23 protein-coding genes and 2 pseudogenes are annotated in these 24,851 nt (G+C 72.5%); 16 read left to right on the forward strand and 9 right to left on the reverse strand.

All coding sequences use genetic code 11. The annotated features are described in order from the left end of the window. Window positions 1-20: 20 nt before the first annotated feature. The 12 genes from ACZ37P_RS26095 to ACZ37P_RS26150 all read left to right on the forward strand — a co-directional run bounded on the left by ACZ37P_RS26095 (window position 21) and on the right by ACZ37P_RS26150 (window position 12,534). Window positions 21-1,277 (forward strand): MFS transporter, encoded by a 1,257-nt coding sequence (locus ACZ37P_RS26095; protein WP_401306763.1) that lies wholly within the window; start codon window positions 21-23, stop codon window positions 1,275-1,277. Between the two features lie 9 nt (window positions 1,278-1,286). Beyond that, window positions 1,287-2,648, forward strand: coding sequence for a Pup--protein ligase (gene pafA, locus ACZ37P_RS26100; protein WP_355332986.1), 1,362 nt, complete (start codon window positions 1,287-1,289; stop codon window positions 2,646-2,648). A gap of 205 nt (window positions 2,649-2,853) precedes the next feature. After that, window positions 2,854-3,864: an FKBP-type peptidyl-prolyl cis-trans isomerase gene (locus tag ACZ37P_RS26105; protein ID WP_355332984.1), complete on the forward strand. Its 1,011-nt coding sequence runs from the start codon at window positions 2,854-2,856 to the stop codon at window positions 3,862-3,864. A 39-nt stretch (window positions 3,865-3,903) separates the two neighbouring features. After that, complete coding sequence (locus tag ACZ37P_RS26110) at window positions 3,904-4,275, forward strand: FKBP-type peptidyl-prolyl cis-trans isomerase (protein ID WP_188282992.1); 372 nt, start codon at window positions 3,904-3,906, stop codon at window positions 4,273-4,275. 120 nt (window positions 4,276-4,395) lie between these two features. Beyond that, window positions 4,396-5,334: a helix-turn-helix transcriptional regulator gene (locus ACZ37P_RS26115; RefSeq protein WP_355332982.1), complete on the forward strand. Its 939-nt coding sequence runs from the start codon at window positions 4,396-4,398 to the stop codon at window positions 5,332-5,334. 141 nt (window positions 5,335-5,475) lie between these two features. Continuing rightward, window positions 5,476-6,402 carry a helix-turn-helix transcriptional regulator gene (locus ACZ37P_RS26120; RefSeq protein WP_355333585.1) on the forward strand — a complete coding sequence of 309 codons (927 nt, stop codon included), beginning with the start codon at window positions 5,476-5,478 and terminating at the stop codon, window positions 6,400-6,402. A 12-nt stretch (window positions 6,403-6,414) separates the two neighbouring features. Further along, entirely contained in the window at window positions 6,415-6,669 is a 255-nt protein-coding gene (locus ACZ37P_RS26125) for a hypothetical protein (protein WP_391046240.1), read from the forward strand. A 128-nt stretch (window positions 6,670-6,797) separates the two neighbouring features. Beyond that, window positions 6,798-7,001, forward strand: coding sequence for a hypothetical protein (locus ACZ37P_RS26130; RefSeq protein ID WP_355332978.1), 204 nt, complete (start codon window positions 6,798-6,800; stop codon window positions 6,999-7,001). A gap of 247 nt (window positions 7,002-7,248) precedes the next feature. Beyond that, window positions 7,249-7,536, forward strand: coding sequence for a Sec-independent protein translocase subunit TatA (gene tatA / locus ACZ37P_RS26135; protein WP_188282996.1), 288 nt, complete (start codon window positions 7,249-7,251; stop codon window positions 7,534-7,536). Between the two features lie 68 nt (window positions 7,537-7,604). Continuing rightward, window positions 7,605-8,534, forward strand: a complete 930-nt coding sequence (tatC, locus tag ACZ37P_RS26140; protein WP_355332976.1) for a twin-arginine translocase subunit TatC — start codon at window positions 7,605-7,607, stop codon at window positions 8,532-8,534. A gap of 82 nt (window positions 8,535-8,616) precedes the next feature. Beyond that, window positions 8,617-9,513: a diacylglycerol kinase gene (locus ACZ37P_RS26145; RefSeq protein WP_355332974.1), complete on the forward strand. Its 897-nt coding sequence runs from the start codon at window positions 8,617-8,619 to the stop codon at window positions 9,511-9,513. 165 nt (window positions 9,514-9,678) lie between these two features. After that, window positions 9,679-12,534, forward strand: coding sequence for a DEAD/DEAH box helicase (locus ACZ37P_RS26150; RefSeq protein WP_355332972.1), 2,856 nt, complete (start codon window positions 9,679-9,681; stop codon window positions 12,532-12,534). Window positions 12,535-12,697: 163 nt separating this feature from the next. Here ACZ37P_RS26150 and ACZ37P_RS26155 read toward each other — a convergent pair whose 3' ends face one another. The 6 genes from ACZ37P_RS26155 to ACZ37P_RS26180 form a co-directional block, all read right to left on the reverse strand. Beyond that, complete coding sequence (locus tag ACZ37P_RS26155; protein ID WP_467348878.1) at window positions 12,698-12,883, reverse strand: hypothetical protein; 186 nt, start codon at window positions 12,881-12,883, stop codon at window positions 12,698-12,700. Then, on the reverse strand, window positions 12,829-13,260 hold the full coding sequence (locus ACZ37P_RS26160) for a hypothetical protein (protein WP_467348880.1): 432 nt from the start codon (window positions 13,258-13,260) through the stop codon (window positions 12,829-12,831). The genes ACZ37P_RS26155 and ACZ37P_RS26160 overlap by 55 nt, the downstream gene beginning before the upstream one ends. A gap of 76 nt (window positions 13,261-13,336) precedes the next feature. Continuing rightward, window positions 13,337-14,977, reverse strand: a complete 1,641-nt coding sequence (gene atzF / locus ACZ37P_RS26165) for an allophanate hydrolase (protein ID WP_467348882.1) — start codon at window positions 14,975-14,977, stop codon at window positions 13,337-13,339. Between the two features lie 290 nt (window positions 14,978-15,267). After that, window positions 15,268-18,864, reverse strand: a complete 3,597-nt coding sequence (gene uca / locus ACZ37P_RS26170) for an urea carboxylase (RefSeq protein WP_467348884.1) — start codon at window positions 18,862-18,864, stop codon at window positions 15,268-15,270. Then, window positions 18,861-19,622 carry an urea amidolyase associated protein UAAP2 gene (locus tag ACZ37P_RS26175; RefSeq protein ID WP_467348886.1) on the reverse strand — a complete coding sequence of 254 codons (762 nt, stop codon included), beginning with the start codon at window positions 19,620-19,622 and terminating at the stop codon, window positions 18,861-18,863. Before ACZ37P_RS26175 ends, uca begins: the two co-directional genes overlap by 4 nt. Then, window positions 19,619-20,488, reverse strand: a complete 870-nt coding sequence (locus tag ACZ37P_RS26180) for an urea amidolyase associated protein UAAP1 (protein ID WP_355332959.1) — start codon at window positions 20,486-20,488, stop codon at window positions 19,619-19,621. The genes ACZ37P_RS26175 and ACZ37P_RS26180 overlap by 4 nt, the downstream gene beginning before the upstream one ends. Before the next feature lie 233 nt (window positions 20,489-20,721). Between ACZ37P_RS26180 and ACZ37P_RS26185 the strand changes: the two genes are divergently transcribed. Then, window positions 20,722-21,294 (forward strand): TetR/AcrR family transcriptional regulator, encoded by a 573-nt coding sequence (locus tag ACZ37P_RS26185; RefSeq protein WP_467348974.1) that lies wholly within the window; start codon window positions 20,722-20,724, stop codon window positions 21,292-21,294. A gap of 42 nt (window positions 21,295-21,336) precedes the next feature. Here ACZ37P_RS26185 and ACZ37P_RS26190 read toward each other — a convergent pair whose 3' ends face one another. Next, on the reverse strand, window positions 21,337-21,777 hold the full coding sequence (locus ACZ37P_RS26190) for a VOC family protein (protein WP_391046260.1): 441 nt from the start codon (window positions 21,775-21,777) through the stop codon (window positions 21,337-21,339). Between the two features lie 173 nt (window positions 21,778-21,950). On the opposite strand from ACZ37P_RS26190, the pseudogene ACZ37P_RS26195 reads away from it, so the two are divergent. Beyond that, a pseudogene (locus tag ACZ37P_RS26195) lies at window positions 21,951-22,726 on the forward strand (DUF1731 domain-containing protein); the annotation flags it as partial. A 64-nt stretch (window positions 22,727-22,790) separates the two neighbouring features. After that, the gene (locus tag ACZ37P_RS26200) at window positions 22,791-23,570 is read left to right on the forward strand and encodes an SDR family NAD(P)-dependent oxidoreductase (protein WP_401721172.1); all 780 of its coding nucleotides are present in this window, start codon (window positions 22,791-22,793) and stop codon (window positions 23,568-23,570) included. Window positions 23,571-23,634: 64 nt separating this feature from the next. On the opposite strand, the gene ACZ37P_RS26205 is transcribed toward ACZ37P_RS26200, so the two are convergent. Next, on the reverse strand, window positions 23,635-23,880 hold the full coding sequence (locus ACZ37P_RS26205; RefSeq protein WP_355332951.1) for a hypothetical protein: 246 nt from the start codon (window positions 23,878-23,880) through the stop codon (window positions 23,635-23,637). Between the two features lie 135 nt (window positions 23,881-24,015). Between ACZ37P_RS26205 and ACZ37P_RS26210 the strand changes: the two genes are divergently transcribed. Further along, the gene (locus tag ACZ37P_RS26210; RefSeq protein WP_467348890.1) at window positions 24,016-24,555 is read left to right on the forward strand and encodes a GNAT family N-acetyltransferase; all 540 of its coding nucleotides are present in this window, start codon (window positions 24,016-24,018) and stop codon (window positions 24,553-24,555) included. Window positions 24,556-24,683: 128 nt separating this feature from the next. On the opposite strand, the pseudogene ACZ37P_RS26215 reads toward ACZ37P_RS26210, so the two are convergent. Further along, window positions 24,684-24,846, reverse strand: a pseudogene (locus ACZ37P_RS26215) (diadenosine tetraphosphate hydrolase); the annotation flags it as partial. Window positions 24,847-24,851 lie beyond the last annotated feature (5 nt).

Raw genomic sequence — 24,851 nt, forward strand, 5'->3', positions numbered from 1 at the left:
GCCGGGGGAGAGGGGCCGGGATGGCTGGGCAGACCGCGGGATACGGGGACCTGCTGCGTACACGGCACGCCGCACGGCTGCTCGGCGGGACCCTCCTCGGACGGCTGCCCAACGCCATGGCGGCGCTCGCCATCGTGCTCTTCGCGCGCTCCGAGGGCGCCGGATACGGCCTCGCGGGCACCCTGTCCGCGATCTACGGCGCCGCCGTCGCCATCGGGCAGCCGCTGCTCGGCCGGGCCGTCGACCGGCGCGGCCAGCCGCGGGTGATGACCGCCGCCGCGCTGCTGGCCGCGGCGGGCTTCGGACTGCTCGCGGCCGTCGGCCCCGACCCGCTGCCGCTGGCCGTCGCCGCCGTCGTCCTGGCCGGGGTCGCCACACCGCCGCTGGAGGGCGGCCTGCGGGCCCTGTGGGCCTCCGTGCTGGGCGACGAGGAGCGGGTGCAGAAGGCGTACGCGCTGGACGCCGCCGCGCAGGAGGTGCTGTTCACCCTCGGGCCGCTGCTGGTGACCGTCATCGTCTCGGCCGCCTCGCAGGCCGTCGCCCTGATCGTCACCGGCGCGCTCGGCGTCGCGGGCACCCTCGTCGTGGTGACCTCCCGCCCCTCCCGGCAGTGGCGGGCCGTCCCCCACGAGGCCCACTGGCTCGGCGCGCTGCGCTCACCGGGCCTCGCCGTCCTGCTCGGCGCCTTCTTCTTCGTCGGCATCGCCCTCGGCGCCGTCTCGCTGGCCGCCGTGGCCTACGGCGACGCGCACGGCGGCGGCCCGGTCGCCGCGTACGTCCTGGCCGCCAACGGCGCGGGCGCCCTCGTCGGCGGCCTCACCTACGGCGCCCGCGTCTGGTCCGGCGTGCCCGAGCGCCGCCTGCGGCTGCTCTCGGTCGGCCTCGCCCTCTGCTACCCGCCGCTGGCGCTGGTGCCGGGCCTGCCCTGGATGCTGCCGCTGGCCGCGCTCGCCGGACTCTTCCTCGCCCCCGCCCTGGCCTGCGGCTTCCTCGTGGTCGACCGACACGCCCCGGCCGGCACCGTCACCGAGGCGTTCTCCTGGGTGGTGACCTCCGCCGGGGTCGGCGCGGCGCTCGGCACGGCCGCCGCCGGAGTCGCCGCCCAACACGGCGGAACGGCCGCCGGATTCGGGGTCGCGGGCGCGGGCGGCGCGGTCGCGATGCTCGTCCTGCTGTGCACCGGCCGAATCCTGACGCCGCCAAACCTCCGGAGCCCCTCCGAAAAAGATCGAAACGGAGCGGTCGAACCTCGTTTCAGCACCACGCATCAGGCGTAATGTTCAGACATGGACCGCCGCATTTTCGGGCTGGAGAACGAGTACGGCGTCACATGCACGTTCAGGGGACAGCGGCGTCTGTCCCCTGACGAGGTGGCGCGGTACCTCTTCCGCCGTGTCGTGTCATGGGGCCGGAGCAGCAATGTTTTCCTCCGCAACGGTGCCCGCCTCTATCTCGACGTCGGTTCGCACCCGGAGTACGCCACTCCCGAGTGCGACAACGTCACCGAACTCGTCACGCACGACAAGGCCGGCGAACGCATCCTTGAGGGCCTTCTCGTGGACGCCGAACGGCGCCTTCACGAAGAGGGCATCGCAGGCGATGTGTACCTCTTCAAGAACAACACCGACTCGGCCGGCAACTCCTACGGATGTCACGAGAATTACCTGGTCGCCAGGCACGGGGAATTCTCCCGGCTCGCGGACATCCTCATTCCGTTCCTCGTCACCCGGCAGCTTCTGTGCGGCGCGGGGAAGGTACTCCAGACCCCGCGCGGCGCCGTTTTCTGCGTGAGCCAGCGGGCCGAGCACATCTGGGAGGGTGTCAGCTCCGCCACCACCCGCTCCCGTCCGATCATCAACACCCGCGACGAGCCGCACGCCGACGCCGAGCGCTACCGGCGCCTGCACGTCATCGTTGGCGACTCCAACATGTCCGAGACCACGATGCTGCTCAAGGTCGGCGCCACCGACCTCGTCCTGCGGATGATCGAGGCGGGCACCGTGATGCGCGACCTGACCCTGGAGAACCCGATCCGGGCCATCCGCGAGGTCAGCCACGACATCACCGGCCGCCGCAAGGTCCGGCTCGCCTCGGGCCGCGAGGCGTCCGCCCTGGACATCCAGCAGGAGTACTACTCCAAGGCCGTCGAGTTCTGCGAGCGCCGCGGCATCCGCAGCGGTGTCATCGAGCAGGTCCTGGAGCTGTGGGGCCGCACCCTGGACTCCATCGGCAGCGGCGACCTCGCCCGGATCGGCACCGAGATCGACTGGGTGATGAAGTACCAGCTCATCGAGCGCTACCGGAACCGGGACAACATCACGATGTCCCACCCCCGGGTCGCCCAGATCGACCTCGCCTACCACGACATCCACCGCCGCCGCGGCCTGTACTACCTGCTGGAACGCAAGGGCCAGGCCAAGCGGATCTGCACCGACCTGAAGATCTTCGAGGCCAAGTCGGTGCCCCCGCAGACCACCAGGGCGCGGCTGCGCGGCGACTTCATCCGCCGCGCGCAGGAACAGCGCCGCGACTTCACCGTCGACTGGGTGCACCTGAAGCTCAACGACCAGGCGCAGCGCACCGTGCTGTGCAAGGACCCCTTCCGGTCGGTCGACGACCGGGTGGAGAAGCTCATCGCCGGCATGTAGGCCGGTACGCGAGCCGATATGTCCTACCGGCGGCGTGACATCCCGGTACGACCTGTCGGTTAGGCGTACCGGCGCACGCCATGACCCGGCGTCACAGACGGCACACAGGCCCCGTGCAGAACTCGTACGGGGCCTGTGGCACGCCGTAGGGTGTGGGACGGCATCCAGCCGCCGTTCCCGAACCCGATCCGAACCGAGGACATCCGTGCGCCGACGCTCCGTACTGCTCGCCGTGCCCGCGCTCATGCTCACCGCCGCCGGTTGTGGCAGCGACGACAGCAAGAGCAAGAGCGACCCGGCGGCATCCGAATCCCCCTCGACCTCGGGCTCGCCGTCCGCGTCCGCCACGCCCAGCACGAAGATCGTGGCGGGCCCCGTACCGGACATCACCGGCGGCACCAAGTTCGGCGAGAAGCCCACCGTCGCCAAGGGCACCGGCACCCCGTCCACCGACCTGGCCGTCAAGACCGTCATCCAGGGCGACGGCGCCGCCATCGTCGCGGGCGACTACGTCACGACCAACTACCTCGGCCAGATCTGGGACACCGCCAAGGTCTTCGACACCTCCTACGGCCGCGCGCCGTACACCAACGTCATCGGCCAGGGGAAGGTCATCCCCGGCTGGGACAAGGGCCTGGTCGGCCAGAAGGTCAACAGCCGCGTCGAGATGGCGATCCCGCCGGCCCTGGGCTACGGCACCTCGGGCAACTCCCAGGCGGGCATCAAGGGCACCGACACGCTGGTCTTCGTGATCGACGTGCTGGCGACCTACAACGCCAAGAGCTCCGCCAAGGGCAAGGCCGTCCCGCAGAACGACGCGAATCTGCCGAAGGTCGGCACCAACACCGACGGCAAGGCGCCCAGCATCACGGTGCCCAAGGTCAAGGCGCCGACCAAGCTGGTCTCCGAGTACATCCTGGAGGGCGACGGCGCCGCGGTGAAGGCCACCGACACGCTGCTGCTCCAGTACAAGGGCGTGCTGTGGGACGGCGGCAAGGAGTTCGACGCCAGCTACACCGCAGGTCAGCTCGCCGCCTTCCCGCTCGCGCAGCTCATCAAGGGCTGGCAGGAGGGCCTGGTCGGCAAGAAGGCGGGCAGCCGCGTCATGCTGGTGACCCCCGGAGACCTGGCCTACGGTGCCACGCCGCCCAGCGGCAGCAACATCCCGGCCAACGCCACCCTGGTCTTCTCCTTGGACATCCTGGCGATTCTGTAAGACTGTCCAGGTTGCCCGCAACGCACAAGGAGCATTGAAGTGAGCATCGAGAAGCCCGAGATCGACTTCCCGGGCGGCGAGCCGCCGGCCGACCTGGAGATCAAGGACATCTGGGAGGGCGACGGCCCGGTCGCCAAGGCCGGGGACACGGTCTCCGTCCACTACGTCGGCGTGGCCTTCTCCTCCGGCGAGGAGTTCGACGCGAGCTGGAACCGCGGCTCCGCGCTCCAGTTCAAGCTCGGCGTCGGACAGGTCATCGCCGGCTGGGACCAGGGCGTGCAGGGCATGAAGGTCGGCGGTCGCCGCCAGCTCATCATCCCCGCGCACCTCGCCTACGGCGACCGCGGCGCCGGCGCCGCGATCAAGCCCGGCGAGACCCTGATCTTCGTCTGCGACCTCGTCGCCGTCTGATCGGGCCCGTCCGCACAGCCGTCACAGGAGCCCCGGCCTGCCAGGCCGGGGCTCCTCGGCTTTTGTCGCGGGACCTCGGGGCGGTACGGTCGGCGACGAGAGCCGAACGAAGGGTGCGGGATGGCGATTGCCAAGGCTGAGCGGTTGATGAATCTCGCACTGTGCCTGATGAACACCCGGCGGCCGGTCAGCAAACGCGAGCTGCGCAGCTCCATCGAGGCGTACCACGAGGTCACCTCCGACGACTCCTTCAACCGGATGTTCGAACGGGACAAGGACGACCTGCGCGAGCTGGGTCTGGTCATCGACACGGTGGAGAGCATCGACGGCGAGTTCGGCTACCTGGCGCGGCGCGACCGCAACCGGCTGCCCGACATCGCCCTCGACCCCGAGGAGGCCGCCGCGCTCGCGCTGGCCGCCAAGGTCTGGCAGCAGGCCAGATTCGCCGAGGCCGCCAGCGGCGCGCTCCAGAAGCTGCGCGCGGCGGGCGTCCCGTACGAGGACACCCACAGCGCCCTCGAACCGCGCATCCCCACGCCGGAACCCGCCTTCGAGGCCCTGATGCTCGCCACCCGCGAGCGGCGCGCCGTCTCCTTCGAGTACCGCAAGGCCAACGCCGCGCGGCCGGAGCCGCGGCAGATCGAGCCGTGGGCGCTGGAGTGCTGGCGCGGCCACTGGTACGTGGCGGGCTGGGACCGCGACCGCGGCGCCGTCCGCGTCTTCCGGCTCTCCCGGATCAGCGGCAAGGTCCGCGCCCGCGGCGCCTTCACCACCGAGGTGCCCGCGCACGTCGACGTCCGCGAGGCGGTGGCCCGCTGGGCGGGCGAGGGCGCCACCGCGACCGCCCGCATCCGGCTGCGCCGCGACAGCGGCTACCCGCTGCGCTCCCGCGCCGTGACGACCACCCCGGTGGACGCCGACTGGGACGAGCTGGAGATCCCGTACGGGCACGGACTCGACGCCTGGCTGGCCGAGTTCGGCCCCGACGTACTCGTCCTGGCGCCCGAGGAGCTGCGCACGGACGTACTGGACCGGCTGCGCGCCGTGGCGAAGGGCTGACGTGGCCGACGTGAGCGACGCACGCGGGGCCGCCGGGCGGCGGACCAGGACGACGGCCGCGGCCTTGCGCCGGGCGGGCACGGAAGCGAAGAACAGGCGGGGGACGGCGGCGTGAGCAACGCGATCGACCAGACGCGCAGGATGCTGTCCCTGGTGACGTATCTGCGGGAGCGGCCCGGAGCACGGGTCAGCGAGGTGGCACGGGCCTTCGGGGTGACCGAGGCCGAGCTGATCGGCGACCTCAATGTGCTGCCGCTGTGCGGCACCAGCTTCCGCGGCGGCGACCTGCTGGACATCGACACCGACGGCGAACGGATCTGGTGGCACAACCCCGGCACCGCGGACGACGTGGCGCAGCCGCTGCGGCTGGCCGCGGACGAGGCCACCGCGCTGCTGGTGGCCGCCCGCGCGGTGGCCAATCTGCCGGGCCTGCGGGACAGCGACCGGCAGGCGCTGCTGCGCGCCGGGGCGAAGCTGGAGGCCGCCGCGGGCGAGGCGGCCGGGGCCAGCGCGCAGCTCTCGGTGACCTTCGAGTCCGAGGGCAGCGTGTTCGCCACCGTGGACCGGGCGATCACCGAGCGGCGGCGGCTGTGGATGCGCTACTACTCGCCCGCCAGGGACGCGCTGACCGAGCGCGAGGTCGACCCGATCCGGCTGTTCGCCGTCGGCCACACCTACTTCGAGGGCTGGTGCCGCCTCTCGGAGGACCGGCGCACCTTCCGGCTGGACCGGGTCGAGGAGATCCGGCTGCTGGACGAGCCGTCCGACCCGCCGCGGCTCCAGCCGCGCGACCTGTCGCAGGGCCTGGTCCAGCCCGCGGGCGACGACCCCGAGGTAGTGATCGAAGTGGGCCCCGGCGGGCGCTGGGTCGCGGAATACTATCCGCACGACAGTGCCGAGGAGCAGCCCGACGGCGGCCTGCGCATCACCTTGCGCACCCCCGACCCCGGGTCGCTGCGGCGGCTCGCGCTGCGGCTCGGCAAGGACGGCCGGATCGTGTCGCCCCCCGAACTGGCGGGGGACGCGCGCGACGCCGCCGTGCTGGCGCTCGCCGCCTACGGGGAGTGAGAGGACATCACGATGACGGCCACGGCGTCCGGCTGCGCGCCCATGACCATGCCCGTGCTCTTCCGCGCGGGCTGCCCGCACTGCCGCACCAGCTTCGAACTGTCCGCGGGAGCGCTGCTGCTGGCGATCGGCGGCTCGGCGCGTACGACCTTCTACTCCTTCACCTGCCCTGAATGCGACACCGCCGTCCGCAAACCGGCGGGGGAGCGGATCGTCGAACTGCTCACGGTCGGCGGGGTCCGCACGATGCGGCTCCACGCCCACTGACGGGTGTTCACGTCGGGCGGCCGCGGACGGGGCCGGTGCGCACGGGGGGCGGTACGGAACAGGCCGGTACGGAACACGCCGGTACGGGTGGCGTCGGCGCGGAAACGGAACCGGTAGGCTCGCGGCCCATGTGGTGGCTCTATCTCTGCGTCGGCCTGGCGACCGCGGGACTCCTGGTGCTCGGGGTGCTGGCGGTCCGGGTCTTCGCCGCCGTCCAGGAACTGGCCCGGCAGGTGGCCGCGGCCACCGACGCGCTGGCCGCCGCGGGCGACCGTCTGCAGCGCGCCGCCCGCCCGTTGAGCGAGCGTGCCGGGCAGATCTCCAGAAGCTGAGCCTGCCGCGAGGCCGCGAACGCGGGGTACGCTGACCGGGCGGCCCGTACTCACGAGCGCGGCGAGGGTCGCAATCCGGCGGATTCCGGGGCATTCCCCGGTGTTCACCGGTGCACGATACGATCACAGCCAGCGCGGCGGCCGGGCACCTGCCCGAATCGTCGTGCACCTGCGGAAGCGGACGCGCGAGCGCCACGCCCTCGCAGTCACGGAACACGCCGCCCACCGGTGAGAAGGTAGACATTTTATGCTCGGCAATCTCAAGCCCCTAGAGATCGTCCTGATCCTTCTCGTCGTCGTCCTGCTCTTCGGCGCGAAGAAGCTGCCCGACATGGCCCGGTCGCTCGGCAAGTCGGCGCGCATCCTCAAGAGCGAGGCCAAGGCGATGAAGAACGACGACTCCGGCACCGCGGAGTCCACCGCCGCCCCGGCTCCCCAGGAGCAGGCCGCACCCCGCACCATCCAGGCCGCGCCCGGCGACACCACGAGCGCCCGTCCGGTCTCCGAGCCGGCGGACCGCACGCCCCGGGCCTGACCTGACCCTCTGCTGAAGGACGAAGCCGACCGCGAGCCGGGCGGCTGCCGCACGAGACGAGGACGTGGGTGCTCAAGACTGCCCGCAAGCAGGAGAAGGACCCCGAGGGGCGGATGCCCCTCGCGGACCACCTGCGTGAGCTGCGCAACAGGCTGGCCAAGTCCGTCCTGGCTATCCTGGCCGTCACGATCGTGGCGGCGTTCGTCTACAAGGACATCATTCACTTCTTCCAGCACCCGATCCTCAAGTCGGTCGGCTGTGTGGACGGTGCGACGCACCAGAAGAACGGCCAGCCCTGCGCCCAGATGACCGTCAACGGTCTGCTCGGCGGTTTCTCCATCGCGCTGAAGGTCTCGCTGATGGCGGGCATCCTCTGCGCCTCGCCGGTCTGGCTCTACCAGCTCTGGGCGTTCCTTGCGCCCGGTCTGCACCGCAGCGAGAAGCGGTACACCCTCGGCTTCGTCGGCGCGGGCGTCCCGCTCTTCTTCGCCGGTGCCTGGCTGGCCTACGCGATCCTGCCGCAGACCGCCAGGATCATGATCGGCTTCGTGCCGGACGACACCACCAACCTGCTGGCCCTGGACGACTTCCTCGACCTCGTCGTCCGCATGGTGATCGTCTTCGGTCTCGCCTTCGAACTGCCCCTGGTGCTGGTGCTGCTCAACTTCACCGGCATGGTCAGCGGCCGTCGCATGCTCGGCTGGTGGCGCGGCATGGTGATCGGCATCACCGTCTTCGCCGCGGTCGCCACGCCCACCGGCGACCCGCTCACCATGTGCCTGCTGGCCGCGCCGATCGTCTTCCTGTACTTCGTCGCCATGGGCATCTGCTTCTTCAACGACAGCCGCCGCAAGCGCCGACTCGAAGCGAACCCGGACTACGCCCTCGACCCGGACGAGGCGTCCACCCTGGACCACGTCCCGGAGCAGATCGCCGCCGAGCCGTACGAGGACCGGACCGGCGAGCGCGTCGACGACGGCTACGACGACGCGACCTGAGCGCCCGACCGCCCCGCCGGCCCCTGACACCGCCGCCCCCCACCGCTACTGGTGGGGGGCGGCTGTCCGGTAGGGTCCGCGCGTGACCAGCGAGATCACCCTCTTCGTCAATCCCGTCGCCGGACGCGGCCGGGGCGCCCGCGCCGCCCAGCCCGCCGCCCACGCGCTCCGCGAAGCCGGTTACGGCGTCCGTACCGTCGTGGGCGAGGACGCGGCCGACGCGCTGGCCCGCGCCCGGCAGGCCGTCGACAGCGGTACGGGGGCGCTGGTCGCGGTCGGCGGTGACGGCATGGTCTCGCTGGCCCTCCAGGCGGTCGCCGGGACCGACACGCCGCTCGGCGTGGTCGCCGTCGGCACCGGCAACGACTTCGCGCGGGTCAACGGCCTGCCGGTCCGGGACGCCGCGGCGGCCGGTACGGGCATCGCCGAGGCGCTGCGGGACGGCCGCAGCCGGGCGCTGGACCTGGGCAGGACCGGGGAGCGCTGGTTCGGCACCGTCCTCGCCTCCGGCTTCGACTCGCGGGTCAACGACCGCGGCAACCGTATGCGCTGGCCCGTCGGCCGCTTCCGCTACGACCTGGCGATGCTCGCGGAGCTGGCGGCGCTGCGGCCGATCCCGTACCGGGTGACCTTCGACGACGCGCCGGAACGGCAGATCGAGGCCACGCTCATAGCCGTCGGCAACGGCTCGTCGTACGGCGGCGGCATGCGGATCTGCGCGGACGCGGTGATGGACGACGGGCTCTTCGACGTGTGCGTGGTCGGCCCGTGCAGCCGCACCACCCTGCTGCGGGTCTTCCCCCGCGTCTACCGGGGCACCCACCCGAGCCACCCGGTCGTCACCGTGCACCGCGCGGCCCGCGTCCGGCTGGACGTCGACCCGGCGCAGGGCGTGACCGGCTACGCGGACGGCGAGCGGATCGGGCCGCTGCCACTGGTCGCCGAGACGGTGCCGAAGGCCGTACGGCTGCTGGTCTGAGCCGGTTGCCGCGCGGGTGCGCGGTGCCCCATGGGGGACCTGATCCGGTCGGCGTGGCGGGCCTGATCCGGGCGGCGCGGCGGGCCTGATCCGGCCGCTCGACGGGTATAGCGGCAATAAAGATCACGTGCCGTGTCAGTGGTGGCGGGTAGGCTCGGAGCCAAGATGACCGATGAGAAGTCCGCAGATGAGATGGCGCTCGATGAGATGTCGCCCGCCGAGCGCTTCGCCGCCAGCCGTCGCCGCGCAGCGGAGAACGCAACGGCCCTCGCCCAGTTCCGTGAGATGTACGAGTTCGGCCTCGACCCCTTCCAGGTCGAGGCGTGCCAGGCGCTGGAGGCGGGCAGCGGCGTCCTCGTCGCCGCCCCGACCGGCTCGGGCAAGACCATCGTCGGCGAGTTCGCCGTCCACCTCGCTCTCGCCGAGGGCCGCAAGTGCTTCTACACCACGCCCATCAAGGCTCTGTCCAACCAGAAGTACAGCGACCTCGCCAAGCGCTACGGCGCCGAGAAGGTCGGCCTGCTGACGGGTGACAACAGCGTCAACGGCGATGCGCCGGTGATCGTCATGACCACCGAGGTCCTGCGGAACATGCTGTACGCCGGCTCCGCCGCCCTCGACGGCCTCGGCTATGTGGTGATGGACGAGGTGCACTACCTCTCCGACCGCTTCCGCGGCGCCGTCTGGGAAGAGGTGATCATCCACCTCCCGCAGTCCGTCACCCTCGTGTCGCTCTCCGCGACCGTCTCCAACGCCGAGGAGTTCGGCGACTGGCTCGACACCGTCCGCGGCGACACCGAGGTCATCGTCTCCGAGCACCGCCCGGTCCCGCTGTGGCAGCACGTGCTGGCCGGCCGCCGGATGTACGACCTCTTCGAGGAGAAGGCCGGCGCCACCGACGGCAAGGGCCGCCGCGAGGTCAACGCCGATCTGGAGCGGCTCGCGCGGATGGAGAACCAGCGCAGCTACCACCCGCGGGCCAAGCGCGGCCGCGAGGCCGACCGCGAGCGGGAGCGGCGTGCCCGCAGCCGGGTGTGGACGCCCAGCCGCGCCGAGGTCATCGACCGGCTGGACAACGAAGGACTGCTGCCCGCCATCACCTTCATCTTCAGCCGCGCGGGCTGCGAGGCCGCCGTCCAGCAGTGCCTCTACGCGGGCCTGCGGCTGAACACCGAGGACAAGCGCGCCCAGGTGCGCGCCATCGTGGAGGAGCGCACCCGCGCCATCCCCGACGAGGATCTGCACGTCCTGGGCTACTTCGAATGGCTCGAGGGCCTGGAACGCGGCATCGCCGCCCACCACGCGGGCATGCTCCCGACCTTCAAGGAGGTCGTCGAGGAGCTCTTCGTCAAGGGCCTGGTCAAGGCGGTCTTCGCCACCGAGACGCTGGCGCTCGGCATCAACATGCCCGCCCGCTCCGTGGTGCTGGAAAAGCTCGTCAAGTGGAACGGCGAGACCCACGCCGACATCACCCCCGGCGAGTACACCCAGCTCACCGGCCGCGCGGGCCGCCGGGGCATCGACGTCGAGGGCCACGCCGTGGTGCTCTGGCAGCGCGGTTTCGACCCGGGCGCGGTCGCCGGACTCGCGGGCACCCGTACGTATCCGCTGCGGTCGTCCTTCAAGCCGTCGTACAACATGGCGGTCAACCTCGTGGGGCAGTTCGGGCGGCACCGCTCGCGCGAGCTGCTGGAGACGTCCTTCGCGCAGTTCCAGGCCGACCGCTCGGTGGTCGGCATCTCCAAGCAGGTGCAGCGCAACGAGGAAGGGCTCGACGGCTACAAGCAGTCGATGACCTGCCACCTCGGCGACTTCGACGCCTACATGCGGTTGCGGCGGGAGCTGAAGGAACGCGAGTCGGAACTGTCGAGGCAGGGCGCGATGCAGCGCCGCGCCGCGGCCTCCGACGCGCTGGAGAAGCTGAAGCCGGGCGACATCATCCACGTCCCCGCGGGCAAGTACGCCGGGCTCGCGCTGGTCCTGGAACCCGGTGTCCCCGCGGGCCGTTCCAACGGCCACCCGCATCGCAACGAGGAATTCGCCGACGGCCCGCGCCCGTTGGTGCTCACCGCGGAGCGCCAGGTCAAGCGGCTCGGGCAGATAGACTTCCCCGTTCCCGTCGAGGCGCTGGACCGGATGCGGATCCCCAAGTCCTTCAACCCGCGCAGCCCGCAGTCCCGGCGCGACCTCGCCTCCGCGATGCGCTCCAAAGCGGGCACCGCGGGCTGGGCCGCACCCTCACGGCACCGCAAGCAGCGGGCCGCCGCGGCCGACGACACCGAGATCTCCCGGCTGCGTACCGCGATCCGCGCGCACCCCTGCCACGGCTGCGAGGAGCGCGAGGACCACGCCCGCTGGGCCGAGCGCTACCACCGACTGCGGCGCGACACCCAGCAGTTGGAGCGGCGCATCGAGGGCCGCACCAACACCATCGCCCGCACCTTCGACCGGATCTGCGCGCTGCTCACCGAACTGGGCTATCTCCAGGCCGAGAAGGTCACTCCCGAGGGGCGGCGGCTCGCCCGGCTCTACGGCGAGTTGGACCTGCTCGCCAGCGAATGCCTGCGCGAGGGCGTCTGGGACGGCCTCGGCCCGGCCGAACTGGCGGCCTGCGCCTCGGCGTTGGTCTACGAGACCCGGCAGGCCGACGACGCCGTCGCGCCCAAGCTGCCGACCGGCAACGCGAAGGAAGCCCTCGGCGAGATGGTCCGTATCTGGGGCCGTCTCGACGCGCTGGAGGAGTCCCACCACATCAACCAGGCCGAGGGCGTCGGCCAGCGCGAGCCCGACCTCGGCTTCGCCTGGCCCGCCTACCGCTGGGCCTCGGGCCACGGCCTGGACGCGGTCCTCTCCGACGCCGACATGCCCGCCGGTGACTTCGTCCGCTGGTGCAAGCAGCTCATCGACGTCCTGGGCCAGATCAGCGACGCCGCTCCGGAGGGCAGCCCGGTCCGCCGCAACGCCCGCCGGGCGGTCGACGGGCTGCGACGCGGGGTCGTCGCGTACTCCTCGGTGGGGTGAGCCGCCCCTGCGGCGTGCACCTGTGCGGCCCGGTCCCGGAGGATGACGGGCCGCACGGGCGGCCCGCGCGTTGACTCACGGCATCACGGCATCACGGCATCACGGCCGCACCGGCGGACCGGCGCACCGGCGCACCGGCGCCCCGACACACCGGCGCCCCGACTCACTGACCGGTGAGCTTGGTGCAGGTCAGAGAGCCGTTGACGGTGATCGACTTCCTGTCGTCGCCGTGGTTGCCCGCGATGACGAGGTCCTTCACCGTCACTTTCCAGGTCCCGGCGCTCTTGGCGGCCGTCACGCTGCCGGACGACCGCTGGGCGTACGAGTCGGTGGCCGTCGGCTGGAGCATCGCCAGCTTCTGGAGGCCGCCGGTCGTCGCGATGAACGACGGGACTTCGGCGCCGACGCGTCCGTCCTGTCGGGGGCGGTCACCCCGACCAGCTTTCCCGCCACGATCTCGCAGGAGATCGCCGAGGTGAACAGGGCGGTCCCGGTGGTGTCCCCGGTGTAGTCCAGCCTGCCGTTGGCGGTCTTCGTCGGTACCGCCGAGGTCGTCGGCGTGGCCGACGGTGTCCCGGCCGACGCGGACGGTTTGGCGCTGTCGTCGGACGAGTCCGACGACGAACAGCCCGCCAGGGCCGTCCCGGTGAGCGTGACGGTCAGCAGAGCGGTGGTGATTGCGGTGACGCGGCGCATACGGCCGTGGTCCTCCCCGTCGGTGAACAATCCGCACAGTGTACGGAGGGTGCCGCTGGGTGGCGGGGGACGGGTGGGGCGACTTCTCCGCGTTCGCCGTCGAGGTTCATGCCCCGGACCGGTCGGCGAGGTACGCGCGCCAGCCGCCGTAGGCCGTGATGTCCTCGGCGCTGTCGAGCGCCGACGGCTCGCACAGGAAGCCGGGGCAACTGGTGCCGTCGGACAACTCGACGCTGCCCAGGGCCATCGGGCGCGGCAGGGCGGCGGTCAGCGCGCCGAGACCGGCGGCGGGCAGCTCCCAGACCTCGGCCTCGACGGCGGCGCCGCCCTTCTCGGTCCGCACCAGACCTGGCTTGGCGGGTTCGGTGTCCAGGGCGTAGAGCTGGTACGCGGGGGCGGTGGTGGTCGCGGCCGTCAACCGGGCTCCGAGCGCGACGAGTTGGTGGTTGAGGGGCTGGCCGCTGAGGTGGGCGCCGACCACGGCGACGCGGAGAGGCGGCTCCAACAGGGCGGCGACGTCCGCGATCCGGTCGTCGGTGTGCGCGGGGCCGAGCAGCATCACGCCGAAGGGCCGGCCCTCGACGGTGCCCGCCGGGACCGCGACCGCGCAAAGGTCCAGCAGGTTGGCCGAGTTGGTGAAGCGGCCGAGGCGCGCGTTGGCGCCGAGCGGGTCGGCGGCGACCTCGGCGAGTGTCGGGTGCCCCGGTGCGGTCGGCAGCAACAGGGCGTCGGCGTCGCCGAGTCGCGCCATGGCCTCGGTGCGCAGTGCGGCCAGCCGCCGCTGGTCGGTGAAGAGGCGGTGCGCGGGCAGGTCGCGGGCCGCCGTGATGACGGCCGCGACGGTCGGGTCCAGGTCGGGGGCGTCCCGGTGCGCCTCGATGAACTCGCCCACGGCTGACCAGCGTTCCGCGACGAAAGCGCCCTCGTAGAGCAGCGCCGCCGCCCGCGTGAACGGCGTCAGGTCCAGTGTCCGCAGCTCGGCCCCGGCGGCGGCCAGCCGGTCCGCCGCCGCCTCGTAGGCCGCCGCCCATCCGGCGTCCATCTCGCCGAGTTGCGCTCGCGCCGCCACCGCGACCCGCCACGGTCCAGGGCGGCGCGGCGGTGCCTCGCAGCTCGCGAGGAGCGCCATCGTGCGGCGTGCCTCGGGCAGTGTCCTGGCGAAGACGGACACGCAGTCCAGGCTCGCGCACGCCGGTACGACGCCGCGCGTCGACACCAGGCCGCGGGTCGGCTTCACCCCGACGATGCCGTTGAACGCCGCCGGGACGCGGCCGGAGCCGGCCGTGTCCGTACCGAGCGCCACGTCCACGAGGCCGAGTGCCACCGCGACGGCCGAGCCCGAGCTGGAGCCGCCGCTCACCCGCTCCGGGGTGACGGCGTTGCGCACCGCGCCGTAGGGGCTTCGCGTGCCGACCAGGCCAGTCGCGAACTGGTCCATGTTCGTGCTGCCCAGCACGATCGCGCCCGCCGCGCGCAGGGCCCGCACCGCCGGGGCGTCCTCCCGCGGCGCGTACGCGTACGACGGGCAGCCCGCCGTCGTCTCCAGGCCCGCCACGTCGATGTTCCCCTTCACCGCCAGCAGCCGCCCCGCCAGGGGCAGCGCCTCCCCGGCCGCCCTTCTCTCGTCCACCGCCGCCGCCTCTGTCCGCACCTCCTCCTCCGCGCGCAGCGCGATCCACACCTCCGGGCGGTCCACCTCCGCGATCCGCCGATACGCGGCCCGCACGCGGTCCTGAGCGCTCTCCATGGGCTTCCTCCGTCTGATGTGCGGGTGCGGGTGCGGGTGCGGGTGCCGGGGGGCCGCTCATTGCCGCTGGGGCTAGTCCTCAATCGCCGGACGGGCTGATTTTTTGCTTCTGGCGTGTCGCACACGCCTGGCCGCATGCGGGGTGAGTTGCCGATCGGCGGTGGCGGCACAAATCAGCCCCGCCGGCGATTGAGGCGGCGTGAGCCGGAAGGGGGTGAGCCAGGGCCTGTCCGGCGGATCACGAACGGCGTCTTCGGCGCCTGGACCGCCGATGATCCGCCGGACAGGCACTAGGGGGAGAGAGTCAGGAGGGGGGTGCCGGGGGTGACTTGGTCGCCGGGGGAGACGAGGACTTGGGCGACGGTCCCGCCGGTGGGGGCGGTGACGGGGGACTCCATCTTCATGGCCTCCAGGGTCAGGAGGTGCTGCCCGGCCGTGACGCAGTCGCCGGGGCGGACGGCGATGTGCCAGACGGCGGCGGCGAATTCGGCGTCGACCGTACGGCCGCCGGGCGGCACGGTGACGGCGGCGGGGGCCGGGACGGCGGCGGCCGAGTCGTCGGTGCGGGCGAACTCACCGGCGGCTTCCCACGCGTCGCGCTCCGCGGCGAACGCGGCCCCCTGCCGGGCGCGGAAGGCCGCGATGGACTCCGCGTTGTCGGCGAGGAACCGCTGATGGTCCGCGAGAGCGAAACTCCCGTCCTCCACCCGCAGCGGCAGCCGCCCGGCCGCCATGTCGGCCCGGAGGTCGAGGAGTTCGTCGGCGGAGACCGGATACCACTTGATGCGGTCGAAGAAGCGCAGCAGCCACGGCTGTCGGCGGGCGCGGCTGGACCAGACCTGGATCGTACGGCCGACGAACTGGTAGCCGCCGGGCCCTTCCATGCCGTAGATACAGAGGTAGGCCCCGCCGATGCCGACGGAGTTCTCCGCCGTCCAGGTGCGCGCCGGGTTGTACTTGGTGGTGACGAGCCGGTGGCGCGGATCGAGCGGCGTGGCGACGGGCGCGCCGAGGTAGACGTCGCCGAGCCCGAGCACGAGGTATTCGGCGTCGAAGACGGTCCGGTACACGTCGTCCACGGAGTCGAGACCGTTGACGCGGCGGATGAACTCGATGTTCCACGGGCACCACGGCGCGTCGTCGCGGACGCCCGCCATGTAGCGCTCGATGGCCTCACGCGTGGCGGGGTCGTCCCAGGACAGCGGCAGGTGCACGGTCCGGCTGGGCACCACGAGCCGGTCGGTGGGCGGCAGTTGCTCCTCCGCCTCGCGCACGGCGTCGAGCAGTTTGGCGGTGGGCAGCGCGCCCGGGTCGGCGTGGATCTGGAGGGAGCGGATGCCGGGTGTGAGGTCGACGACGCCGGGCAGGCGTTGGGCGGCGAGGTGTTCCGCCAGGGCGTGCACCCGCATCCGGAGCGCCAAGTCGAGCTGCATGGGCCCGTATTCGACGAGCAGATTGTCGTCGCCGCTGCGGCGGTACGTCACGGCCGGGCGTGTCGCGGTCGCTTCGGCGCGCCCGAGGACACCCCCGTCGGCGATGACGGGCCGCGACGGCGTCGGCATTGTTGCGGGCGCGCGCCGCAGCCCGGCGGCGGCGTCCTCGCTGACCGGCACGAATCGTACGGTGTCGCCCGGCCTGAGCTGCCCGAGCTTCCAGCGCTGACCGGTCACGACGGTCGCGGGGCACACGAATCCGCCGAGCGAGGGGCCGTCGGGACCGAGCAGTACGGGCATGTCGCCCGTGTAGTCGACGGCGCCGACCGCGTACGGCGTGTCGTGGATGTTGGACGGGTGCAGGCCCGCCTCGCCGCCGTCGGAGCGCGCCCAGCGCGGCTTCGGGCCGACGAGCCGTACGCCGGTGCGCGCGGAGTTGAAGTGCACGCTCCACTCGGCGGCGTAGAAGTCGCGGATGTCGTCCTCGGTGAAGAACTCCGGCGCGGCGTGCGGGCCCTCGACGGCGCCGATCAGCCACCGCGTCCCCCACTCCGGCCGCAGCGAGGCCGGTACGGGGCCGCTCGCCTCCGTCGTCGTACCGCCGTGCAGGACGTCACCGACGCGCAGCGCCCGGCCGCCGTGGCCGCCGAATCCGCCGAGCGTGAAGGTGGCCGCGCTGCCGAGGAAGCGGGGGACGTCGAGGCCGCCCGCGACCAGCAGATATGTGCGCAGCCCTGCCGCCTCCGGCGCGCCGATGTCGAGCAGCGCGCCCGCCGGTACGGTGACCGGCTCCCAGCGCGGCACCGGGTGTCCGTCGACCGTGACGGTCGCGGGCGCGCCGGTCACGCAGACGGTGGTGGGGTGGCTGAAGCGCAACGCCGGTCCCTGGAGGGTGCATTCGAGGCCGGGCGCGCCCTCGTCGTTGCCGAGCGCTTCGTTGCCGAGCCGGAAGGACAGGTCGTCCATCGGGCCGCACGGCGGAACGCCGACGTGCCACAGGCCGGTGCGGCCCGGCCAGTCCTGGACGCTGGTCAGGGTGCCCGCGCGGACCACGTCGATCCGGCGGGTGGGGTCGGTGACCGCGTCGAGGGTCGCGGTGCTGTGCGTCGCGGCGTGCAGCGCCGGATCGGCGACGGCGGCCCGCAGCAGCCCCAGATTGGTCTCGATGCCGTCGATCCTGGTCGCGGCGAGGGCGTCCGCGAGCCGGGAGAGGGCCTGCGCCCGGTCGGCGCCGTGCGCGATCACCTTGGCGAGCATCGGATCGTAGGAGGTGGTGACCTCGGTGCCGGTCTCGATCCAGGCGTCGACGCGGACCCCCGGCGGGAAGACCACCTCGGTGAGCCGTCCCGCGCTCGGCAGGTGGCCGCGCGTGGGGTCCTCGGCGTAGATCCGGGCCTCCACGGCGTGTCCCACTCGCTGTGTCGACAGGTCAATCGGCGTGTCGTCGCCGGTGCTCAGCGGTGTGTCGCCCTGCGCGAGCCGCAGCATCCACTCCACGAGGTCGACACCGTACGTCTCCTCGGTCACCGGATGCTCCACCTGGAGACGGGTGTTGACCTCCAGGAAGTACGCCTGGCCGCGCGCCGCGTCGTACACGAATTCCACGGTGCCCGCCGAGCGGTAGTCGACCGAGGCGCACAACGCCCGCGCGCTGAGCGCCAGTCGCTCCCGCAGGGCGTCGGGCAGGCCGGGCGCGGGGGCCTCCTCCAGGACCTTCTGGTGGCGGCGTTGGAGGGAGCAGTCGCGGTCGCCGAGGGTCAGGACGCGGCCGTGGCCGTCGCCGAAGACCTGCACCTCGACGTGCCGGGCGCTCTCCACCAGCCGTTCCAGGAAGACGCCCGCCGAGGAGAAGCTGGCCGCCGCTACACGCTGCACCGAGCCCCAGGCGTCGGTGAGTTCGGCGGGGGAGTGGCAGGCGCGCATGCCGATGCCGCCACCGCCGCCGGTCGCCTTGAGCATCACCGGGTAGCCGAGCGACGCGGCGGCCGTCAACGCGCTGTCCACGTCGGGCAGCAGTCCGGTGCCGGGCAGCAGCGGCACCCCGGCCGCCTCCGCCGCGGCGCGCGCGGTGTGCTTGGCGCCGAAGAGTTCGAGCTGGTCCGGCGTCGGACCGACGAAGGCGAGCCCCGCCGTTTCGCAGCGGCGCGCGAAGACCGCGTCCTCCGACAGGAATCCGTAGCCGGGGTGGACGGCGCCCGCGCCGGTCTCGCGGGCCGCCGCGAGCACCGCGTCCACGTCCAGATAGCTGGACTTGGCCGGTGCGGGGCCCAGCCGTACGGCGGCGTCGGCCAGGTGCACGTGCGGCGCGGCGCGGTCGGGGTCGGAGAAGACCGCGACCGTGCGCAGCCCCATCCGGCGGGCGGTGCGGATGATCCGGGCGGCGATCTCGCCGCGGTTGGCGACCAGCAGGGTGTCGAAGCGCGCGGGGGCGCGCTTCACGGGCTCGTCGGTCATCGGACCGCCTCTCCGGACGGCGCGCCGACCGTGTCCCCGGCCCGGCCCGGCGTCCTGACCGTCATCAGGACCGGCGTCGGATCGAAGCCGTTGCAGGGGTTGTTGATCTGCGGGCAGTTGGAGACCAGGACCAACACGTCGGTCTCGGCGCGCAGTTCGACCTCAAGGCCGGGCGCGGAGATGCCGTCCACGATGCCGAGGGTGCCGTCCTCCTCGACGGGCACGTTCATGTACCAGTTGACGTTGCTCACCAGGTCGCGCTTGCCGAGGCCGTAACGCGCGCCCTCGGACAGGAAGTTGTCCACGCAGGCGTGCTGCGACCACGTGTGGTGGCCGTAGCGCAGGGTGTTGGACTCCTTGGAGCACGCGCCGCCGATCGTGTCGTGCCGGCCGCAGGTGTCGGCGACCACGGTCATCAGCGGGGTGTGCTCGTTGGACAGCAGCACGCTGCCGGTGGTCAGGAAGAGGTTGCCCTGGGCCTGTACGGTGTCGGGCGCGCTGTAGCGGACGGCGGTGTCGTGGGCGTCGTAGACCAGGAAGTCCACGGCCTGGTTGCCGTGCAGGTCGGTGATGGTGAGGTGGCCGCCCGCCGGGATCACCGCGGACCAGGGTGCCCGCGCCGGTACGGTCACGGAGGTCGCGCCGCCCAGGGGGGACGGGCCCTCGGTACGGTCCTGGCCGCCGGTCCGGTCCGCGCCGTCCGCGCCGTCCGCGCCGTCCGTACGGCCCCGGTCGTCCGTCACATTCTGGCCGTTCATACGATCCCCCTGGCGGTCAGGTGTTCCGCGGTGTTGAGGAAGGCGCGGCGGCCCTCGGGCGTCGCGTCCCACAGCGGGTCGCCGGGCGCGGTGGCGGCGCCGGGCCGTGCGCGTACCTCCAACGGGCCGCAGGTGTAGGCCGGTCGGGGGTCCAGCGGGTGCGGCACATTGGCCAGCAGTACGGTCAGCGGCTGCTCGGCGCGCAGGGTCACGCTCGTGCCGGGCCCCGCGGAACCGATGAACTCCAGTGCCCCGTCGGGCTCCACGCGCAGTCCCTGGAAGAAGGAGAGCGACGGCGGGAGGTCGCGTGCCCCCAGCCCGTTCTTGGCGGCGGCCAGCAGGAACAGCTCGCGGCCCGCGGGGGAGCGGCCCTGCGCCGAACCGTCCCCGTACCGCGCGGTGTTGCGCGCAGCCGACGACGTACCGCACAGCGTGTCGTGCCGCCCGCTGGTGTCCGAGACCAGGGAGGCCAGGACGCGGCCCTGGTCGGACAGCAGGAGGCGGCCCGCGCCGAGATACGCGTTCCACTGGACCTTGACGGTGTCGGCCGCGTTCAGCCGCTCCCAGGGGCGGCCGTCCACGAAGAGCAGGACGTGCGCGCACGCGTCGCCGGTCGGGTCGGCGAGCCGCAGCTCGCTGCCGCGGGCCAGCACCTTGTGGGTGTAGCCGCCGCCCGCCACGGTCTCCGACCACAACAGGCCCTCAGGCGCGGGCACTTGAGGCATCGCGGCGGCGCGGGCCCCTTCCTGGGCGCGGGCGTGCTCCCTGGCCTCGTACGTGGTCCCGGTCGGGCGCGGGGCCCTGCGGGATGTCCTGCGGGCCGTGCTCTGGCCGGTCTTCCTTCCACCGGTCGTCCCTGTCGCCACGGGGCTGCACCTCCGTCGTCTCACGGCTCCTGCTCCACACGAATTTCTGTCGCTCGACAGAAATTAGGCGGCGGTGGCTTCACGGCGATTGCCCGGTTGTTGCCGCCCGGTTACTGGCCCCTCACCGGACTGCCCGCCGTCGTCGTCGCGTCGCCGCGTGCGACGATCGGCGGGTGAGCACGAGCGGAAAACGGGTCGGCAGGCCGCGCGCCCAGCAGCGACCGGACAGCGGCATGAGCGTGCGCGAGGAACTGCTCGCGGCGGCGGCCGAACTCTTCACCACGCGCGGCTACACCGCCACCACCACGCGGGCGGTCGCCGAGCGGGCCGGGATGCGGCAGGCGTCGATCTACCACTACGTCGGCGGCAAGGAGGATCTGCTCGCCGAACTCCTCGAAGGCACGGTCACCCCGTCCCTCGACCTGGCCCGCGCGCTGCTCGCCGACGACGCCCGCCCCGCCGAGGCCCGGCTCTGGGACCTGTGCCGCTACGACGCAGAACTCCTCTGCGCGGGGCCGCACAATCTCGGCGCCCTGTACCTCCTGCCCGAGGTCGCCGCCGAGCGCTTCACCGCCTTCCGCCGCGCCCGCGCCGACCTCAAGGCCGCCTACGCCCGCCTGCTGGCCGCCACCGCCCCGGGGCGCGCGCTGCCCGCCCCCGAACTGGCCCTCCGCACCGACCTGATCTTCGCCCTCATCGAGGGCGTCATCCTCGTGCACCGCTCCACCCCGGCCCGCCCCGTCCCCGCCTTCGCCCGCGCCGCCGCCGACGCGGCCCTGCGCATCGCGGACATCCCCGCTCCCTGAGCCGGGGGACCGCCGAGGAGGTGGCCGAACTGGGCTTTCCGCTCAGCTCAGTTGCTCGGCCAGCCCGACGATGATGCCCTCCGGGCCCCGGACGTAGCAGAGCAGGAAGCTGTCCTCGAACCGGGCGATCTCGCCGAGGACTTCGGCGCCGTGCGGGCGCAGGCGGGCGACGGTGTCCTCGATGTCGTCGACGGCGAACATGACGCGGTGGGTGCCCAGGATGTTGTGGGGCCGGTCGCGCGGTCCGCCGCTGATCGCCTCGGGGCTGCGGTACTTGGCCAGTTCGAGCCGGCTGTGACCGTCCGGGGTCCTGACCATCGCGATGTCGCAGTGGACGCCGTCGAGTCCGGTGCACTGGTCGGCGAAGCGGCCCTTGACCTCGGCCCTGCCCTCCAGCTCCATGCCGAGGTCCACGAAGAACGCGATGGCGGCGTCCATGTCCTCGACGACGATGCCGACGTTGTCCATCCGCTGAATGGCCATGCTGGTCTCTCCTTCGTCCTCGCGCGGCCGGTGGCGGCCGCCGCTGTCCCTGGGACGGAGCCGGTGGCTCGTTCTCGACATCTCTCGTGCCCGGCATCGCTCGTCCTCAACATCTCTCGTCCTCGGCATTTTCGGGCAGGGGCCGCGCCGCCGCGCGCCCTGAGCGCACCGGCGTCTCGTGCCGGTACACCGCCGAGAACCGGCAGGCCATGATGGACTCCCGGGTGGATTCGGCGCGGGTGGTCGGAAAGGCGATCGCCGCCGCCGCGCGGCCACCGCGCCTCTGGCTCCAGATGAGTACGGCGACGGTCTACGCCCACCGCTTCGACGCGGCACACGACGAGGCGACCGGAGTGATCGGCGGCTCGGAGGACGGAGTGCCGGACTACTGGGCGTACAGCGTCGCGATCGCCGAGAACTGGGAGCGCGCGCAGACCGAGGCGCCGACCCCCGTGACCCGCAAGGTGGCGCTGCGCTCGGCGATGGTCATGAGCCCGGACGTGTGTTCGACGTGCTGTCACGACTGGCGCGCCTCGGGCTCGGCGGTCCGGTCGCCGGTGGCGCGCAGTACGTCTCCTGGATCCAGGACGAGGACTTCGTGCGGGCGGTGGAGTTCCTGATCGCGCGCGACGACATCGAGGGGCCGGTGAACCTCGCCTCGCCCGGCCCCCTTCCCCAGCGCGACTTCATGCGGGCGCTGCGCGCGGCCTGGGGCGTACCGCTGGGGCTGCCCGCGACGCGCTGGATGGCCGAGCTGGGGGCGTTCGCGCTGCGCTCGGACACGGAGCTGCTGCTCAAGAGCCGTCGGGTGGTGCCGGGGCGGCTGCTCGCGGCCGGGTTCACTTTCGCCTGTCCCGAGTGGGAGAGCGCCGCCACGTCCCTCGTGGAGCGGGCCAGGACCCGGCGTGTTGCCACGAAGCGGGTCCGTGAATCGGGCGATGCCGCGTAACCGGCTACGGGCCTGCGGCTGACCTGGTCGTTGTCGCCGCGGGCCCGCCGTTTAGGATCCGGGCATGACGTCACAGACCTACCTCTCCGAACTGTTCTCGCTGGAGGGACGGGTCGCCGTGGTGACCGGCGGCAGTTCCGGCATCGGCCGCGCTGTCGCCGGGGCCCTCGCACACGCGGGGGCGAGCGTCGTGGTCGTGGCGCGCCGGGAGGCGGAGCTGGCCGCGACGGTCGGCGAGCTGGCGGCCGACGGCTGCCGGGCGGCCTGGGTGAGCGCCGACCTGAGTACGCGCGACGGCATGCGCGTGGCCGCCGAGGAGGCGGTCGAGGCGTTCGGCGAACCCGACATCCTCGTCAACTCCGCCGGGATCAACCTGCGGCCCCCGATGGGCGAGTTGGGCGAGGACGTGTGGGACACCACGATGGCGGTCAACCTGGAGGCGCCCTACCTGCTGGGGCAGCGCTTCGGGCCCGGCATGGCGGAGCGCGGCTTCGGGCGGATCATCCACATCACCTCCCAGCAGGCGCACCGGGCCTTCGTCCAGAGCGGCGCCTACGGCGTCTCCAAGGGGGCGCTGGAGTCACTGGCCCGCTCGCAGGCCGAGGCGTGGTCGCCGTACGGCGTCACGTGCAACACCCTGGTGCCCGGATTCGTCATGACCCCCCTCAATACGCGCCTGTCGTCCGACCCCGAGAAGGTGGCGGCCCTGGCCGCCCGCACGATGGTCGGGCGCAACGGCCTGCCCGAGGACTTCGCGGGCGCGGCGGTCTTCCTCGCGAGCCGCGCCTCCGGCTACGTCACCGGCCAGGCGGTCTTCGTCGACGGCGGATTCTCCGTTCACTGACGGGGCGGGACGGGGTGGGCCCCGGCAGGACGCGGTAGGCCCCGGTGCGAGCGGGTGCGGTCGCTCACGCGCCGGGAGGCCGCACAGGCGGCCACTCTTCGCTGCTCTCCTGCCGGAACAGCCTCCCGGACACATGAAGGGCCTGTTCCGGCAGCCACCCCTCGCAATAGTCCGGGTCGCCACGGAACGCCAGCGCCAGGCGCCGGACATGCAGGCAGGGCCACTGCTCCACGTCGATGCGGAAGAAGCTTGTGAACAGCGAGCCCGGCTCGATGCGCGAGCACGTGACGCAGCCCGTGAACATCACCATCCTCGACGCGAAAGCCGCGTCAAGGCGTCGGTGGAGTTGCGGAGTCGAACCATTGGCCGTCCAGGGTATCCGGGACGTTCGCGGGAAGAGTCCGGTAACCGGCCCCCTGTCGGCGCCGCCCCATAGGCTTTCGCCATGAGCGACGACACGCGTGTGATACGGATCAGGCCGGGCAGCCCGGCCGACGCACCAGCCGTGTTGGACATGCTCGACTCCGCCGTGGTCTGGATGAACGATCGCGGCAATACCGAGCAGTGGGGCACGACACCGTATTCGAAGAAGCCCGGTGGTGCGGAGCGGGTCGAGCGGTACATGACCGAAGGTGCCCCACATATAGCGGAGTTGGGCGGAGCACTGGTCGGGGCCATGGTGCTGGACTCCGGGCCAAGTCCCCAGATGCCGATCGCCCCGGCCGGGGAACCCGAGCGGTATGTACGGCTGTTGGTCTCCGACCGACGGCACGCCGGTCTCGGCATCGGGGCGACGCTGTTGGCCCATGCCGTGCGGGAGACCCGGCGGGCAGGCGTCGACCTGCTGCGGGTCGACTGCTGGGCGGGCGGCGGCGGCGAACTCGTCGCGTTCTACGAGCGCAACGGATTCGTTCCCACCGATCCTTTCCTGTTCGGGACGTGGCCGGGGCAAGTGCTGGCCCGACGGGTCGGCGCGCATCGCTGACCGGGAGAGACGCCGGAATCCACGCCAAAGGCCGGCCCCGCCCGGCGTTGACGGGCGCTCACGTCCGTGCGCATCGGCGCCCACCAGCAGCATGACCCCTGCGGGACACGCACCACGTCACCCATCGGACGCGACCGATCCAGTTCGCTCCCGATCCCGTCCCGCAGGGGTAATGCTGCGGCCCCAGCCTGAAGCCCTCGTCGGTCCACCGGTCGCCCGGATACAGCCACACAGGCTTGCCCACCAGATCGGCCGGCTCCCACCCGAACGCGGCCAGACGTGGGCATGCAAGTGAG

The organism is Streptomyces sp. NPDC024632 (genome assembly GCF_055559175.1).